This window comes from Parvularcula dongshanensis (assembly GCF_014199615.1).
Classification (GTDB): domain Bacteria; phylum Pseudomonadota; class Alphaproteobacteria; order Caulobacterales; family Parvularculaceae; genus Parvularcula; species Parvularcula dongshanensis.
Genome location: NZ_JACHOB010000004.1, coordinates 129,048 through 146,132, shown reverse-complemented (window position 1 = coordinate 146,132; position 17,085 = coordinate 129,048). Strand labels below are relative to the sequence as shown.

10 protein-coding genes are annotated in these 17,085 nt (G+C 68.7%); 2 read left to right on the top strand and 8 right to left on the bottom strand.

The window, feature by feature from the left end; translation table 11 throughout:
- Window positions 1-8: 8 nt before the first annotated feature.
- Window positions 9-2,243, bottom strand: a complete 2,235-nt coding sequence (locus GGQ59_RS10225; RefSeq protein ID WP_183818214.1) for a CHASE2 domain-containing protein — start codon at window positions 2,241-2,243, stop codon at window positions 9-11.
- Window positions 2,240-3,946, bottom strand: a complete 1,707-nt coding sequence (locus tag GGQ59_RS15230) for a FecR domain-containing protein (protein ID WP_183818212.1) — start codon at window positions 3,944-3,946, stop codon at window positions 2,240-2,242. The genes GGQ59_RS10225 and GGQ59_RS15230 overlap by 4 nt, the downstream gene beginning before the upstream one ends.
- 245 nt (window positions 3,947-4,191) lie before the next feature.
- Between GGQ59_RS15230 and GGQ59_RS10215 the strand changes: the two genes are divergently transcribed.
- The gene (locus GGQ59_RS10215) at window positions 4,192-5,820 is read left to right on the top strand and encodes a ShlB/FhaC/HecB family hemolysin secretion/activation protein (protein ID WP_183818210.1); all 1,629 of its coding nucleotides are present in this window, start codon (window positions 4,192-4,194) and stop codon (window positions 5,818-5,820) included.
- On the opposite strand, the gene glpD is transcribed toward GGQ59_RS10215, so the two are convergent.
- Window positions 5,817-7,289, bottom strand: a complete 1,473-nt coding sequence (glpD, locus tag GGQ59_RS10210) for a glycerol-3-phosphate dehydrogenase (RefSeq protein WP_183818208.1) — start codon at window positions 7,287-7,289, stop codon at window positions 5,817-5,819. The genes GGQ59_RS10215 and glpD overlap by 4 nt on opposite strands.
- Before the next feature lie 78 nt (window positions 7,290-7,367).
- On the opposite strand from glpD, the gene GGQ59_RS10205 reads away from it, so the two are divergent.
- A complete protein-coding gene (locus GGQ59_RS10205) occupies window positions 7,368-8,945 on the top strand; it encodes an alpha-glucosidase (RefSeq protein WP_183818206.1) in 1,578 nt (525 codons plus the stop codon).
- Here the strand turns inward: GGQ59_RS10205 and mdoH are convergent.
- The 5 genes from mdoH to GGQ59_RS10180 all read right to left on the bottom strand — a co-directional run bounded on the left by mdoH (window position 8,942) and on the right by GGQ59_RS10180 (window position 17,077).
- Window positions 8,942-11,107, bottom strand: coding sequence for a glucans biosynthesis glucosyltransferase MdoH (gene mdoH / locus GGQ59_RS10200; RefSeq protein WP_343074320.1), 2,166 nt, complete (start codon window positions 11,105-11,107; stop codon window positions 8,942-8,944). The two genes, GGQ59_RS10205 and mdoH, sit on opposite strands and share 4 nt — an antisense overlap.
- Window positions 11,095-12,768, bottom strand: a complete 1,674-nt coding sequence (locus tag GGQ59_RS10195; protein WP_183818204.1) for a glucan biosynthesis protein — start codon at window positions 12,766-12,768, stop codon at window positions 11,095-11,097. Before GGQ59_RS10195 ends, mdoH begins: the two co-directional genes overlap by 13 nt.
- 88 nt (window positions 12,769-12,856) lie before the next feature.
- Entirely contained in the window at window positions 12,857-14,536 is a 1,680-nt protein-coding gene (locus GGQ59_RS10190) for an alpha-amylase family protein (RefSeq protein WP_183818202.1), read from the bottom strand.
- Window positions 14,533-16,110, bottom strand: a complete 1,578-nt coding sequence (locus GGQ59_RS10185; protein ID WP_183818200.1) for an alpha-amylase family glycosyl hydrolase — start codon at window positions 16,108-16,110, stop codon at window positions 14,533-14,535. Before GGQ59_RS10185 ends, GGQ59_RS10190 begins: the two co-directional genes overlap by 4 nt.
- Window positions 16,111-16,117: 7 nt before the next feature.
- Window positions 16,118-17,077, bottom strand: a complete 960-nt coding sequence (locus tag GGQ59_RS10180; RefSeq protein WP_183818198.1) for a TIGR03885 family FMN-dependent LLM class oxidoreductase — start codon at window positions 17,075-17,077, stop codon at window positions 16,118-16,120.
- Window positions 17,078-17,085 lie beyond the last annotated feature (8 nt).

Sequence of the window (17,085 nt, the reverse complement as noted above, 5' to 3'; positions counted from 1 at the left end):
CTTCGGTCTCAGGCGACCAAGCGGCCGGCGGCGCGGGGCGCGATCGCGCGGCCTGGCAGGATGACTTCCGCGGCGAAGCCGCGGCCGGGCGCGGAGAAGAGGCGCAGGCGGCCACCGTGAAGACGTGCGATGCCGTCGACGAGGAAGAGCCCGATGCCGCACCCGTCCTGCGTCCGCGCCAACGTGCCGTCGGCTTGTACGAAGAGCGAAGTGAGCTCCGCCCTCTCGAGGTCCACGCCCGGTCCGTCGTCCTCGACCCGGAGCCGAAGCTCGTCGCCCCGATTGTTCACTGAGACGCGGACGTCCGATCCGCCGCCGAACTTGAGCGCGTTGTCCACGAGGTGCCGCACCGCCGTGCCGACGAGCTTGGCGTCGATCCTCGCGCGGTGCGCTGCGATCGCGACCTCGACCTGCGCTGGGTCCCGGGACAAGCCGTCCAGCGCCTCGTTCAGGATTCCCTCCAAGGCTGCCTCGTCCTCGTAGATCGCGATCTCGTTCGACTGCAGCTGACCGGCCAGGAGCATGTCATTGACCACGCTCAGAAGCCGCTTGCCGCCGGTGCCGATATGGCCTGCATACTCGGTGTATTCGGGTGTGCCGACGGGACCCATCATCTCGCCGGCGATCAGCTCGGCGAAGCCTATGATGTGGTTGAGCGGCGTGCGGAGTTCGTGGCTCATGGTCGCGATCAGCAGCGACTTCGCTTCGGACGCGGCGGCGTGCTCTTCCTTCGCCAAACGCTCGGCCTCGGCCGCTCGCCGCGCCGGCGTCGCGTCGTAGAGCGAGACCAGCGTGACCTCTCGCGGCTCGCGGCGGCGTTCGAACCGGCTGGCAGAGAGTGGAATCTCGAGGCGACTGATCGAGACCTCGATCGTGCTCACCTCGTCCTCGCCTTCGGTCTCGACCTCGATCTCGGCCGTGCGCAGCGAGGTCGGTTCGACGGGCGTGCGGACGTGGGCTGCGAGGGCGGGCGCGACGATTCCGACCGGCTTGCCCACTGGGTTCGAAGCGATGCCGAGCATCTTCCGCGCCTGCGGGTTGCACAGCTCGACGTCGCCGAACCGGTTCAGCGTGATTATCCCGCCGTGGCTCTCGTGAACGAGGCGCTCGAAGAGGAGGCGCTGCGCCTGGTTGATCATCTGGTTACGGAACAGAGTGCCCGCCTGCTGCTCGGCTTCGCGCAAGAGGCAGAAGCCGCCCGAGAACACGAGCGCGAGCAGGGGAGCGCCGATGTCGAAGCGCAGCACCAGCGCCTCGTGCAGGACGAGGCTCAGACCGAAGAGACCGGCCCCGATGACCCCGAGCCCGAGCGCGTAGGGCAGAAGGTCCCGCCGCGTCCGGGGATGAACGCCGGTTGCGACGACGAGGCCGACGAGAAGAAGGGTCGTCCAGGGCGGCGCGGTTCGCAAAGCGCGCCCCTGGGCGAGCGTCTCGTAGCCGAGAGCGTTGAGGAACACGCCGGGCCAAAGACCTTTGGTCGGCAGAGAGAACTCGTCGCCAAGCTCGATCGCCGTGGCCCCGACCAACACCTTCTTCCCGGCAAAGGCGCCGGCGGGCACGCGGCGTGCGAGCACGTCCGAGAAGGAGTAGGTGACGATGCCGTCGAGATCGATGCCGAAGTCGAGCGCTACGGCCTCCGCCGGCGCGACGCCGGACAGCTGGGCACCGATGCTCGGCACGGGACCGAAGGAGAAGGGCTCGGCGGCGGGCAGCATTCTGACGAGGCCGTTGGCGCTGGTCGGATAGGCGACTGAGGCGAGGGTGACGTGCGAACGGATCTTCGTGTTGGGCAGCATCTCGACCATCATGCCCGGAACACCGTCCACGGGCTGGCGGAACACTGCGGTCATGACCTCTGCCCGTGCGCCCATCACCGCGTCCGCGAGCGCCTGGTCCGTACCGAAGGCCCCTGCGGCGCTGAAGTCGAGGTCGAAACCGATCGCGGCCGCCCCCTCTTCGTCCAGCACGTCGATGAGCCGAGCGTACTCCGCTCGGGGCCACGGCCAAACGGGGTTGGCCGCCAGCGACTTCGTATCGATCGCGACGACCACGAGCTCGCCAGTCGGCGGCCTTTGGGAGAGGGTGAAGCGGGCATCCGTCAGCGCGTTGTCCAGCCGCCCCAGCAGACCCGTCTGCAAGCCGAGAAGGAGCAGGCTCAGAACCAGAAGCGCGGTCACGGCGTCGCCGGGGCGGTATCCCGCGCCCGGCAACGCCTTCGAGAACCTGAGGAAGGTTGGCGTCACTTCGTCGCGTTCGGCCCGTCGCCGTAGACTATGCCGCCGTTCGCCCGGACCGGATTTCCGTTTCCGACGACCAGGTTGCGGTTGCCGTCGACCTCGTTGAGGTTGCCGAAGAGCGTGTTGTCGTCGCCGACGACCACGTTCCGGTCGCCGGTCACATCGTTCCCGCTTCCCTCGACGTCGTTGTAGTGGCCGTAGAGCGTGTTGTCGTCGCCGACGACCTTGTTGTAGTCGCCCTCGACGTGGTTCCCGTCTCCGCGGATGTTGTTCCAGACGCCGCGGACGAAGGCGTTCGCGCCCCTGACGAGGTTGTCGCTCCCCTCCACGTCGGCATGGTCGCCCTCGACGTCGTTCCGGTCTCCGTAGATCGTACCGTAAGAGCCGGTCAGCTTGTTCTCGCTGCCGCCGATGGTGTTGGCGCCCCCGCCACGGACGACGTTGAGGTCGCCTTCGATCAGGGTGGGGATCCGGAAGACGCCGAAGGTCGACTGGACGTCGTTGCGGTTGCCAGCCACGGTCACGCTCAGGCCACGGACCTTGTTGTCCTCGCCGGTCACGCGGATGTCGCGTCCCTCTACGTCGTTCTTCCGGCCGTCGATCTCGATCCAGGCGCCTTTGACCTTGTTCTTGTCGCCGGACACCTTCGTCCAGCTCGCGTCGACCTTGTTCTTGTCGCCGACGAGGGTGTTGCTGGTTCCGCGAACCTCGTTGTCGTCGCCCGTCACCTTGTTGGACGCGCCGTCGACCTTGTTCTTCTTGCCGTCGACGTCGTTGTCCGTGCCGCGGACGTCATTATGGTCGTGATCGTGCTCGTCGTCCTCCGCGGGAACGGCGTCGGGTTCGTCGCCGTCCTCCTCTTCGGGCTGCGCGGGCTCTTGCGGCGCGGGTTGAGGCTCTTCGTCCGCTTCGGGGGCCGGCTCGGGCGCAGGCTCAGCTTCAGGCCCGGGTTCAGGCGCGGGTTCGGGCTGCGGCGCGGGCGCCGGCTGTTCCTCCGGCTCCGCCGTATCCCCGGGTACCGGCTGCGGTTCCGGCTCGGGTTTCGGCGAAGGCGCCGGCGCTGGGGCGGCAGGTTCCTGCGTCGCTGGCGGCTCGTCCTTCTTCGGCGGCGCACCGGCTTCGCTTTCGGTCACCACGGTGTCGGCGAGCGCGCTCACCGCAGGCTCGGTCTCGGCGACCTGGGGCGCCTCGGCGTCGGGCGCGTCGCTCTCGGTGTCCTCGGTCTGATCCTCCTTCGTCGGCACAGCTCGCTTGCGGGCAGGCGCCGCGGCTTTCGGCGGCGGCGCCTTCTCGACCACGACGCCGCTACCGGGGCGCACGCTCGCCCGCAGGCCCGCACCGACCATGGCCGGTGCGCCGCCGCTCGCGGCGCTGACGGCGACGAGGCCCTCATGCGTGGAGACCGAGTGGCTCTCGCCCTCGGCCGTCACGGTGAACTGCGTGCCCTTCACGACGGCGGCGACCAGCGGGGTGCGCACTTCGAAGTGCGGTGCCCTGCGCTTGTCGACGGTGTAGCGCGCCTCGCCGCGGACCTGATCGACCCGGGTGTGCCCGACTTGCGTCTCTGCGGGCAAGGCGATGCGCGTGCCCGGTCCGAGCGCGATACGCTGCTCGCCGCGGTTGAGGACGGCGCGACCGTCCTCCCCTGTCTCGATCCAGGCGCCTTGAGGCAGGGTCGCCGGGCTCGTAGCCGGAGAACCGCTGATCATCACGCGCCCATCCGCCTCCACGAGAGTCCACGGCTCCGCCGCTCGCGCATTGGCGAAGCAGAACAGAGTGAAACTCATTAGGAGTGCGAGAATTACATAAGGGCGCATGCGGGTATCCTCTCCAATACGACCACTTCGCGCCAGCGCGTGAACGGAAGGACAAGAAACGAGGTAAACAAGCGTAAACCATAATTAGACAAGCTCTTGTAAGCTCGCCTTAACTCGGCCCGCGCTACCGGCTGGATATGGGTGGGCCATCTCTCTTAAAGTGGACGGTACCGGTCGCGCTTCTGGGCGTGGGCCTCGCCAACAGTGCGCCGACCTTCGCCGAGACGCCCCTAGAGAGCGGTATCCTCGTTGCCGCGCGCGTGACCGCGCCCGCCAACGCGCCTAGCCCGCCCCCTTCCCGCTTGGGCTCGCGCAGGCCTTCCGCCCTGTCGATCCGGTTCGAGCAGGCCGCCTTCGAAGGCAACACCGTCGTTCCGGCGACGGAACTGGCGGCGGTAACCGAAGCCTATGAGAAGCGCGATCTTGAGACCGGTGACCTCAAGGCGATGGCGGACGCCCTGTCCGCCGCCTACCAGACGCGCGGCTACTACCTCACCCGGGCCGCCCTGCCGCCGCAGACGATCGAGGGCGGCACGCTCCGCATCGCGCTGAGCGAAGGCCAGGTCGTCCGCATCGACGCCAAGGGCTCCGGCGCGGGCGCGGCGCAAGCCGCCTTCGCCCGGGTCGTCACCGGGGCCCCGGCCCAAGCCCGAGACCTGGAGGCCGCCAGCGAGCAGGCCCGCCGCCTGCCCGGCCTCGTCATCGACGCCGTCCGCCCCGCCCGCCTCGCGGAGGACCGGTACGCACTCGAGGTGGATGCCCGGCTGAAGCGCTTCGGTGGCCGCCTCTTCGCGACGAACAAGGGGACGCGCCGCGGCGAGGCGGTGAAGACCTATCTCGGCCTCGAGGCGAACAGCCTCTTCGCGCCCGGAGACGGGCTATCCTTGGGCTTCATGACCAAGCCCGCCGCGACCTCCGAACTCGGCTACGGCGTCGTCCGCTACGACGCTGCCCCGACCAAGGGCGGCGCACGGCCCTTCGTCGCCGTCACCGCGTCGACCACCGCACCCATCAGCGCCTTCCCCGACCGCGACCTCGATGGTTCGATGAACAAGATCGTCGGCGGTGTGCGACAGCCGCTCCGCCTTCGACGTGACAGCGCCCTTTACTGGAGCGCGAGTGTCGAGGCGTCGCGCGTGACGGAGGAAGAGGACGGCGAACGGCTCTACGAGGACGAGATGCGCGCGGTGCGTGGCGGCCTCGTCTACGAAGGCACGGGCGGAGGGCGCGCGCTTCGGGCGGACCTCACCCTGTCGGTCGGCGACACCGGCAGCGCCGAGCACTCCAGCCGTCCCGACGCGGAGGGCGGCTTCGTCACGCTGCGCGGGTCCAGCGTCCTGCGCCAACGGTTCGGCCGCGCGGCGATCGGACTCGGCGCGACCTTCCAAGTCGCCGACGATCCCGTCGTCTATCAAGAGGAGTTCGCGATCGGCGGCGGCGACTTCGGGCGCGGCTACGACTTCGGCGAGGTCCTGGGTGAGGACGGCCTCGCCGCCTACGCCGAGCTCGGGCTTCCCACGAAGCGCGACGACGGCCGGGTTCGGATCGAACCCTACGTCTACGCGGATGCGGGGGCGACCTGGAACGACGATCAGGACTTCAGAGCCGACGGCAAGACCCTGTTCTCGGCGGGCGGCGGTTTGCGGATCGGATTAGGCGAACATGTCGTCTTCGCTTACGAAGTGGCGCAGCCGCTGAGCGACGCGCCCTACACCGAAGATGACGGCCATGCCCGGCACCGCTTCGAGCTGACGTTCCTGCGCTAGCGGCGGTCGAACCAGGCTGCGACGCTCGCTCGTTCCGCCTCCGTCATGTGCAGACCGAGCTTGGAGCGGCGCCACAGGACGTCGTCCGGCCCCCGCGCGAACTCCGCCTCGACGAGGTAGCGCAGTTCAGCCTCCGTCAGCCTGGCGGCGAAGGCCTCGCCAAGGTCCGCAAGGCTCGTCGCTTCGCCGAGCACATGTTCGGCCCTCGTCCCGTAGGCTCGGCACAGACGACGGGCGAGCGCCGCGGGCAGCCAAGCATGCGCCGCGGCGAAGCGGGCGGCGAAGGCGTCGAACCCGCTGCCAAGATCCCCGCCGGGCAACGGCGCGTCCTGCGTCCACGCCTCGCCCATCTGCGGGAAGACGTCTGCCAGCTCGCGCAGAGCGTCCTCGGCGAGGTGCCGGAAGGTCGTGATCTTACCGCCATAGACAGACAGGATCGGTGCGCCTCCATCGTGATCGAGGACCAGTTCGTAGTCGCGTGTCACCTTGGACGCGTCCTCCTCGGCGTCGTCGAAGAGCGGCCGGACGCCGGCATAGGTCCAGACGATGTCCGCAGGCGTGACCGGGGTCGCGAAGTAGTCACTCGCCAGCTTGCAGAGGTAGGCGACCTCCTCGTCGGTCGCGGCCACCGCTTCGTTCGGGTCATTGAGCGGCACGTCGGTCGTCCCGATCAGGGTGAAGTCGTCCTCATAGGGGATCGCGAAGACGATCCGGTCGTCGGTGTTCTGGAAGATGTAGGCGTGCCCGCCCTCATAGAGTTTCGGCACGACGACGTGGCTGCCTTTGACCAGGCGCACCGAGGACTTCGACCGCCCGCGCAAGGCCAGCCCGGCGACCTCGCCGACCCAAGGCCCGGCGGCGTTCACGACCGCTTTGGCCTCGACGACCCTTGAACCCTCCGCGCTCGTGAGCGCCGCATCCCAGCGGTCCTCGTGCCGGGTCAGCCCGGTGCATGCCGTTCCGGTCAGGACCTCAGCCCCCCGCTCCTGCGCATCCACCGCGCTCAGGACGACGAGACGGGCGTCTTCGACCCAGCAGTCGGAGTACTCGAAACCCTTCTCGTAGGCCCGGCCGAGGATGCCCGCATGGGGCGGCGCCGTCAGGTCGACCGACCGGGTCCCCGGCAAGGCTTCCCGGCCGCCGAGGTGATCGTAGAGGAAGAGGCCGAGGCGAAGGAACCAAGCCGGCCGCAGGCCCTTGTGATGCGGCAGGACGAAGCGAAGCGGCCAGATGATGTGCGGCGCGAGGCCGAGGAGCCGCTCGCGTTCGACGAGCGACTCCCGGACCAGCTTGAACTCGTAATGTTCGAGGTAGCGCAGGCCGCCATGGATGAGCTTGGTCGAGGCCGACGAGGTGTGGCTCGCGAGGTCGTCCCTCTCGCAAAGGAGTACGCGAAGGCCCCGCCCGGCGGCGTCCCGGGCCACGCCGACACCGTTTATGCCGCCGCCGATGACGAGAAGGTCGTACAAGTGAGCGCTCCCTGTGCGACCAGCCTAGGCGTCGCCGGCCCCTCCGCGCTAGGCCGCTTCGAGCGAAGGAGTACGCCGATGTCCGAGTGGTGGAAGGACGCCGTCTTCTATCAGGTCTACCCGCGCAGCTTCCTCGACACGGACGGGGACGGCGTCGGCGACCTCGAAGGCATTCGGCGCAAGCTGCCCTACGTCGCCTCGCTCGGCGTGGGCGCGATCTGGCTCTCGCCGGTCTTCCCCTCGCCGATGGCCGACTTCGGCTACGACGTGTCGGACTACACCGGGATCGATCCCATGTTCGGCGACCTGGCCGGTTTCGACCGGTTGCTCGAAGAGGCGCATGGCCGCGGCCTCAAGCTCATCATCGACCAGGTCTACTCCCACAGCTCCGACAGGCACCCTTGGTTTCAGGAGAGCCGCAAGGACCGGACGAACCCCAAGGCCGACTGGTACGTCTGGGCGGACCCCGCCCCGGACGGCGGTCCGCCGAACAACTGGCTCTCCGTCTTCGGCGGCGCCGCCTGGAGTTGGGACAGCCGCAGGCGGCAGTACTACCTGCACAACTTCCTCGAAGAGCAGCCGGACCTCAACTTCCACGAACCCGCAGTGCGCGAAGCGATCTTGAACGTCGCGCGCTTCTGGCTCGACCGAGGCGTCGACGGTTTCCGCCTCGACGTCGCGAACTTCTACGTCCACGACGCGCAGCTTCGGGACAATCCGGTGGCGGAAGGCCATTCAGGCGACCGGCCCTACAACTTCCAGCGCCATCTCTACGACCGTTCCCGTCCCGAAACCTTGCAGTTCCTCGCGAAGCTTCGCGCGCTGACGGACGAGCACCAGGGCCGCATGATGGTCGCGGAGGTCTTCAGCGCTGACCCCATCGTGCGGATGACGCAGTACACGGAGGGGGCGGCACGGCTCCATACGGCCTACAGCTTCAGCTTCCTGCACGCGAACGCCCTGACGCCGAGCCTCATCCGCCGCTCGCTCGAGGCGTGGACGTCGCAGGACGCCTGGCCGTCCTGGTCGTTCTCGAACCACGACGTCGCGCGCGTCCTGACCCGCTGGGGCGGGCCTGAGACGCCGGCGCGCGCGAAGCTCCTTCTCGCCCTCCTTCTGTGTTTGCGCGGCACGCCCTTCCTCTATCAGGGCGAGGAGCTCGGCCTGCCGCAGGCGGAGGTTCCCTTCGAACGGCTCCGCGACCCCGAGGCGATTCGGTTCTGGCCCGAAGGCCTTGGTCGGGACGGCTGCCGCACGCCGATGCCGTGGAGGACGTCGGCGGATGCGGGCTTCTCGGCCGCGGAGCCCTGGTTGCCGATCGACCCGCGCCACCTGCCCTTATCCGTAGAGGCGCAGGAGGCCGATCCGGACAGCACTCTTGCCTTCACTCGCCGCTTCCTCGCGCTCCGCCAGGCGAACCGGGCGCTGCGCCGGGGCACGATCGCATTTCGCGACTCGGCGGAGCCTCTCTTGATCTTCGAGCGGTCGGAGGCGGGCGAACGCATCCTCTGCCTCTTCAACCTCGGCCAGACTGAAGGCACCTACACGGATCGGGCTCTTTGCGACGCCGAGACGCTGGCGATGGACCATGGTGGCTTGCTCGAGGACGGTAGCGCCCGGCTTCCGCCGGGCAGTGTGCTGATCGTACGCCTCTAGCCCTGAGCGCCCACGATCCGCAGCGCGGGCTTTTTCGTCCGCTCGGCGCGGGCGGCCCGCACGCGCCGCCGAGCGCGCGATAGCTCGGTCGGCGAGTCGAGGAGGGCCATTCGCTCCGCCTTCGTAAGAAAGCTCTCGAGGTCGGTCTCGCTCGCATGGCTGAGGACCTTCGCCGCCCCCGTCGCGAGGGCGGAGTGAACCTCGCCCCGGGCGAGGGGCCAATGCGGGTCCGGCAAGGCTTTGCGCCGCTTCTGCCAGGCGCCGTCGGTCAGCGCCTCGGTGAAGCTCGGCGCTGTGAGGCCTTCATAGGCGGACCGCACGGCACGTGAGTCCGTGTACGGCGCCGGCAGCGCGACTTCCGTCGGCGTCAGCATCAGGCCTGCCCGCTTCGCGCCCTGCCCCGCACCGAGCGAGCCCGTCCACCAGGACAGAGGACCGGCGAGGACCATGCCGATGCCCGCAGGGGAGAGCCAAACCGCGAAGACCGGCGAGATCAGAAGCGCGGCCGTCATCAGCGCAACGCCCAGGACCATGGCGCCCGCGTGCCGCCGCATCACGTCGCCGAAGCGGTAGCCTTCGTCGCCGCGCTGCTGCGGCGACCACCCCGTGTCCTTGCCGCGTAGGATCGAGACGACGGATCCGGTCTGCGCGGCCATGAGGATCGGCGCGATGAGGGCCGAGATAACGGTCTCGGCAAGGACACCGAGCACGGTGCGGATCGGGCCCACCTTGCGCCGCCAGTCCTTCGACAGAAGGCCGATCAGCAGTCCGTAGAGCTTCGGCGCGAAGAGGATCGCGATCGTCAGGAAGAAGAGGCGGAGGGCGCGGGCGGAGTCGATGACCGGCCAGTCCGGGAACAGCGCCCGGTCCGAACCGAAGTAGTCGGGCGCGAGGAACTTGCCCTGAAGCGACAACCCCATGCCGACGAGGATCAAGAGGAGCCACATCGGCGAGGCGAGGTAGGACATCACCCCGATCATGAGGTGCAGGCGGCTCGTCCAGGTCAGCTTCTTCGCCCGCAGGAGGACGCCCGCATGCTGGAGGTTCCCCTGGCACCAGCGCCGGTCCCTGATCGTAAGGTCGATGATCGTCGGCGGGCACTCCTCGAAGGAGCCGCCGACCTCGCTCGCGATCCGCACCCGCCAGCCCGCACGGCGCAACAGCGCGGCCTCGACGAAGTCGTGGCTGAGGATGGTGCCGCCGAAGGGCGCGCGGCCCGGCAGGGTGGGAAGCCCTGCGGCCTCGGCGAAGGCTCGGGTGCGGATGATCGCGTTGTGGCCCCAGAAATTGCCCTCGTCCTGCGCCCACCAGGCGACGCCCGTGCCGAGGAAAGGACCGTAAAGGGCGGCGGCGAATTGCTGCGTCCTCGCGAAGAGGGTCTTGCCGCCGATCAGCTGCGGGATCGTCTGGATCAGCCCCGTATCGGGCGAGGCCGACATGCGCCGCGTCAGCTCCAGAAGCGTCTCCGTCTCGATGTGGCTGTCCGCATCGTAGACGATCATGTGATCGTAACGGCCGCCCCATCGGGTGACGAAGTCCTCGACGTTGCCGGACTTCCGTGCCGTGTTGATCGGTCGGCGCCGGTACCAGACGCAGAAGCCCTCGCCGATCCGCTCGCGTAGGCGGAAGAACGCCTCCTCCTCGATGAGGGCCACCTCGGGGTCGGTCGTATCGGAGAGGATGAACGCCTCGAAGGCGTTCGGTGCCGTCTCGCGCAGGCCCTTCGCCGCCGCTTCGATCCCGGCGTAAACGCTCGCCACGTCCTCGTTGTAGATCGGGAAGAGGAGTGCCGTGCGCCCCGTCAACTCGTGCTCGCACCGCTTGGGCGGGCGCAGTTCGCGCCAGGCGGCGACCAGGAAGCCGACGGTCGCGCTGCCGAAGGCGAAGGCGATCCAGGCGAGGTTGAGGCAGAAGACGCAGAGCAGCACCCATTCGAGCGCCGTCATCCCGCCGACGTTCAGGACGAGGTACATCTCGCCCCAGGCGAAGGTCGTCACGCCCACGGACACCGCGCCGACGAAGCCCTTTCGCCACGCCTTGGACGTGGCTCGCGGTCGGGCCGTCTTCGGCGCCGCCCGCAAGGATTGGTGCGGCATGGCGAGTGGAGATTCAGGCGGCCGGGGCGGTTGGCTGACGTCCGCCTCCTCGCTCACGGCCGCCACCGGTACAGCCAGGTCTCGCTCGCCGTATCGCCATTGCCCGCGAGCAGCTGCGCCCGAAGCTCCGCGATCTGCGCGTCGCCAGGCGCGATCTCGAAGCTCAGCCGGTGCCCGCCCGTGTGCGGGTTCGCGACCAGGACGGGGTTCAGGATCTCGCCCTGGCTGCTCGTCACCGAGGCGCGCAGCGGTCCGACCGCGCCGAGGCCCTGCGTGTCGAAGTCGATCGCGAACATCTGGTTCCTCGAGTTCAGCGCGCGGCCCGTCCGGGTCGCCGTCACGTCGGCCACAGGCGCGACGACCGGCGCGGTCGCGCCCCAGGACATCCTGTAGGCGACCCGTACCTCCGACCCCGCCCTCCACGGCTCCGCCGGGCGCCAGAAGGTGACGATGTTGTCGTTGACCTCACTATCGGTGGGAATCTCGACCAGAACGAGGCGCCCTAGGCCGAAGCCTTCTCTCGGTTCGATCCAGACGCTCGGCCGCAGGTCGTAACGGGCCTCGATGTCCTCGTAGTCCTTGAAGTCGCGAGAGCGCTGCAGGAGGCCGAAGCCCCGCGGCGGCTGCTCGGCGAAGCTCGAGATCTCGAGCCGCTCGGGGTTGGTCAGCGGACGCCAGACCCACTCGCCGTTCGCTTGGACGATGCCGAGCCCACCCGCGTCGTGGACGCCGGGGCGGAAGTCGGCACGCTCGGGCGCGGGGTCCTGCGGACCGAAGTCGAACATGGAGGTGAGCGGTGCGATCCCGGCCTCGGCGATGTCGCGGCGGGGGAAGAAGACGGCCTCGACGTCCACGCCGGTCTGAAGGCCGGGCGTGACGACGAAGCGGAAGGCGCCGGCGACGCTGCGGCTGTCCATGAGGGCGTAGATCGTCATGGTCCGCGCGCCGGGGGCGGGGTGTTCGAGCCAGAAGGCGCGGAAGGCGGGGAATTCCTCGCCGGTGGGCGAGCCCGTACCGATCGCGAGGCCACGCGCCGAGGTGCCGTAGGTGTTCCCGACGCCCAGCGCGCGGAAGAAGCTCGCTCCTTGGAAGCTGATCACCTCGTCCCACTTGCCGGGCGCGTTGAGCGGCGTCGTGATCCTGAAGCCGGCGAAGCGCAGTGCCGCCTTGTCTTCGTCCGACAGCGGCAGGTCGAAGAACCGGAACTCCGACGGCTCGAGCGGACGCGGCTGCGCCGTGCCGTTCTCGACGAGCGAGAGCCGCACGGGCTCTTTATAGAGGAAGCCTTGCGGCACGTAGTGGACGCGGAAGGCGCTGCCCTCGTCTTGCGCCCATTCGGCCTCCTCGCGGATGAACTCGATGCGCCGGTACTGATCGTAGGTAAGGTCGCCGAAGGCGCGCGGCGCGCGTTCGGTCGGCTCGGCATAGGGTTCGGCCGCCAAGGCGCGGGCCTCGGCGATCACGGTGTCGAAGCTGAAGGGCGTGCTCTGCTGCGCAGGGGGCGGCGTGGCTTGCGCCTCGGACGTCGGTGCCTGCGCCTCGGCCTCCGACGGTGCGGCCTGAGGTGCCGCTCGGTTCTCGTCCTGCTGCGCCTCCGCCGCGTTCGCCGACGATACCAAGACGTCGCCGATCGCCGCGGCCTCCTCGCGGAATGAGCCTCTATCCCCGTCGAGCGCGGGCAGAAGGCAGAGCAACGAAACCAGGACGAGGAGCAGTAGTCGTTTCACGAAGCGCCGGAAGGTGAGTTGAGTAGAGAACGCCGAATCCGGCCTGAAGGAGATATTCCATTGCTGCATTGCGTCAATTGCGGACCGTTCACGCTCGCGAGACCGCGGTGAAGCCGTCATCGCCCGGGATCATGTCTTCCAGGCCGCCGACGCGGTACCAGCGGTAGCCGTAAGCCTCGAGCGTCAGGTCGTGGACGCCGTCCTTGCGCTCGGACCGGTCGTCGGTCTGAAGGCAGACGAGGGGGGCGCCCGCCTCGCTGACCGCGTCGCCGTCGAGGCGGACGGTCACGGCTTCGGCCGACAGGTTGTGCACGAAGACCGAGACGCGGCCCTGCCAGTCGTAGCGCAGTGCCAGGATGTGCGGCGGTGTCTTGAGAACGTCGAACGCGCCCCATCCGATCTCCGGCAGCTCCTTGCGCATCCGGATCGTGCGTTCGGTCCAGTTCAGGAACGAGGTCGGGTCGCGGCGCTGGTTCGCCACGTTCACCGCCCGGTAGGCGAAGGGCCCCTCGTCGACGACGGGGCGGACGGGCTCATCGGACGGAGTGAAGCCCGCATTCTTCTCCGCCGACCACTGCATCGGCGTGCGCGCGGCGAGGCGCTCCTTGAGCGAGAGGTCCTCCCCCATCCCGATCTCGTCGCCGTAGCGGATCACCGGCGTGCCCGGCAGCGTCATCATCAGGCTGTAGGCGAGTTCCATCCGCCGCCTGTCGCCGCCCAGCATCGGCGCGAGGCGCCTGCGAATGCCGCGGTCGTAGAGCTGCATCTTGGGCTCGGGCCCGAAGGCGTCGAAGACCGCTTGGCGTTGGTCGTCGGGCAAACGCCCGATGTCGAGTTCGTCGTGGTTGCGCAGGAAGTTCGCCCACTGGCCCGTGTCGGGGATGCCGCGCGACGCCTCCAGCTTCTCGCGCAGGGGCCGACTGTCCCCGGCGGCGAGCGCGTAGAACATCGTCTGGTTGACGGGGAAGTTGAACATCATGTGCAGGCGGTCGCCCGCCCCGCCGAAGTACTCGATGCAGTCCTGCGGCGGGATGTTGGCCTCCGCGAGGAGCACCGCGTCGCCGGTCCGCCACTGGGCGAAGGCGCGGATCTCGCGCAGGAACTCGTAGGCGGGCTCGGGGTCCTTCACGTTCACCCCGTCCGCCGCGATCAGGAACGGCACCGCGTCCATGCGGAAGCCCGAGACCCCGAGCGCCAGCCAGAAGCCAATGACCTTTCGCAGCTCGTCCCGCACCTCGGGGTTGGCGATGTTGAGGTCGGGCTGGAACGCGTAGAACTTGTGGAAGTAGTACTCGCCGACCTTGTCGGACTTGGTCCAGGTCGTCTCCTGCACGCCCGGAAAGACGACGCCGTCATCCGCGTCCTTGGGCTTCTTCTTCGCCCAGATGTAGTAGTCCTTGTACTTCGACGAGGGGTCCTTCAGCGCCGCCTGGAACCACGGATGCTTGTCCGAGGTGTGGTTGATGACGAGGTCCATCATCACCCTGATACCCCGCTGCCGGCAGGCCTCGGTGAACGCCACGAAGTCGCCCAAGCTGCCGTAGCGCGGATCGACCCCGTAGTAGTCGGCGACGTCGTAACCGTGGTCGCGCCGGGGCGAGGGGTGGAACGGCATCAGCCAGACGGCGGTGACGCCGAGGCCCTGCAGGTAGTCGAGGCGCCGCATCAGGCCACGGAAGTCGCCGACCCCGTCGCCGTTCCCGTCGAGGAAGCTGTCGACCGACAAGGAGTAGATGACCGCGTTCTTGTACCACAGGTCCGGGATCATCCGCGCCTCCGGATGACGACGCCCTCGTTCGCCCGCAGGGCGAGCGTGGGACCGTCGGAGACGGCCGCGCCGCCGACCGTCGAGAGGAGGAGCGCCCCGCCCCGGTAGGCCTCCGGCAGCGGCGTCTCGCAAGCCTCGTCCGACAGGTTCAAGAACACCCCGAGCGAGCCGTGGCCGCGCGCATAGGCGAGGACCGGCCCTTCCGCCGGCAGCCGCTGATAGTCGCCGGTGCGAAGGCAGCCTTCGTCGCGACGCAGGGCCAACAGCGCCTTCGTCATGCTCAGCATAGAGCCTCGCTCCTCCCTCTGGACCGCGACGTTGCGCGTAGCGGCGTCGTCCGTCTGGGGCAGCCAAGGCTCGGCCTTCGTGAAGCCGGCGTGCGGTCCCTCGTCCCACTGCATCGGCGTCCTCGCCTTGTCGCGGTTGAAGCTCGCGTCGGGCTCCTGCTTCGCCCAAGGGTCCTGGATCCGGTCCGTCGGGATCGAGACCCGGCCGATGCCGATCTCGTCGCCGTAGTAGAGGGTCGGCGTGCCCCGCAGCGTGAGCAGCAGCATCGCCGCCACCCGTGCCTGCGCCTCTCCTATCCTGGCCGCGATGCGCGGCTGGTCGTGGTTCGACAGCACCCAATTGGGCCATCCCCCGTCGGGCAGCGCCGCCTCGTACTCGTCGATCAGCTTCGAGAGGCTCTCCGCGCGCCAGGGCGCCGAGATGAGCTGGAAGTTGAAGGGTAGGTGCACGCCCCGCCCGTCCTGCCCGTAATAGGCCATCAGCCGTTCGAGCGGCAGGTAGATCTCGCCGATCAGAAGCCTGTCCTCGTACTCGTCGATGACGGCGCGCATCTCGGCGATGACGTCGTGGACCTCGGGCTGGTCGGCGGAGTGGACCTGCAATAGCCGGTCGATCTCCGGCGCGCCGTCCCGGACGAAGGGGTTCTCGGGGTTGTCGCGGAACTGATCGTCCTTGATCAGGTGCCAGATCACGTCGACCCGGAAGCCGTCGACGCCCTTGCCCAACCAGAACCGCAGCGCATCGAACATCGCGGCGCGCAGCTCGGGGTTGCGCCAGTTGAGATCGGGCTGCGAGCTCAGGAAGGCGTGGTGGTAGTACTGCCCCGTCGCTTCATCCAGCGTCCAGGCCGGCCCGCCGAAGTTCGAGACCCAGTTGTTGGGCGGCCCGCCGCCCTCGCCCGGATCGCGCCAGATGTACCAGTCCCGCTTCGGGTTGTCCTTGTCCTTGCGCGCCTCCTGGAACCATGGGTGCTGGTCGGAGCTGTGGTTCGGCACGAAGTCGAGGAGGAGCTTCAAGCCGTGCTCGTGCGCTTCGGTCAGCAACCGGTCGAACGCCGCCATGTCGCCGAAGAGCGGATCGATGCCGGTGTAGTCGGCCACGTCGTAGCCGAAGTCCTTCATCGGCGAGGGAAAGATCGGCGAGAGCCAGATCGCGCCCACCCCTAGGTCCTTGAGGTAGGGCAGCCGCTCGCGGATGCCTTCGAGATCGCCGACCCCGTCCTTGGTCGTGTCCTGAAACGACCGCGGATAGATCTGATAGATCGCCTCGTCGTGCCACCAGCTCATGCCCGCCTCACTTCAGCTGCGGCAGCACGTGCTGCCCGAAGGCGTCCACGAACTGGCGCTGATTGGTGGCGACGTTGTGCAGGATCAGCTCGTCGACGCCGCACTCGGCGTACTCGGCGATCCAGGCCGCATGCTGGCCGAGGTCGGTCGAGACCCTGACCGTGCGGTCGAGGTCTTCGGTCGTCAAGTAGGCGGTGGCCTCCTCGAACTGCTTCGGCGTCGGGATCTCCCACACGACCTGCCCCTGAAGCAGGTTCGTGCCCCAGCTGCGAAGCGCGTCCTCGCGAAGGGCTCCCTCCTCCTCGCCCCAGGCGAGCTTCACCTGGCAGGTGATGGGCTTTCCCTCGCCGCCGCCTTCGCGGAACGCGTCGACGACGCGGCGCAGGTCCTCGGGCGGGCCACCCGCCAGCGTGACGAGGCCGTCGGCGAACCCGCCGAGCCAGCGCGCCGTCTGGGGCGTCACCGCGGCACCGAAGGCCGGGATCGGCTCTTCCGGCCGCGTGTAGAGCTTGACCTCCTCGACGATGACCCGGCCCCTGTGGGTCACGGTCTCGCCGGCCCAGAGGCGCTTCATCACCCCTATGCACTCTTGCAGCTTCGCGTTGCGCTCGGACTTCACGGGCCAGGCGATGCCGGTGGTCGCCTCGTTCAGGCGCTCTCCGCTGCCCAGGCACATCGCGATGCGCCCCGGATGCATGAAGCCGAGCGTCGCGCCGGCCTGCGCGAGGATCGCTGGGTGGTAGCGGTAGCCGGGACAGGAGACCGTTCGGAAGTCGAGCTTGGTCGTCTGCATCGCGGCGCCGAGCCAGGACCAGACGAAGGCCGCATGACCGGGCCGCTCGTTCCAGGGATGAAGATGGTCCGACGCGGTGACGACTTCGAAGCCCGCCGCCTCCGCTTCCTGCACGCAGGTCAGTAGCGTCGTCGGGTCGAACTGCTCGTGGCTGGCATGAATGCCGTAGCGCATCGTGAAGG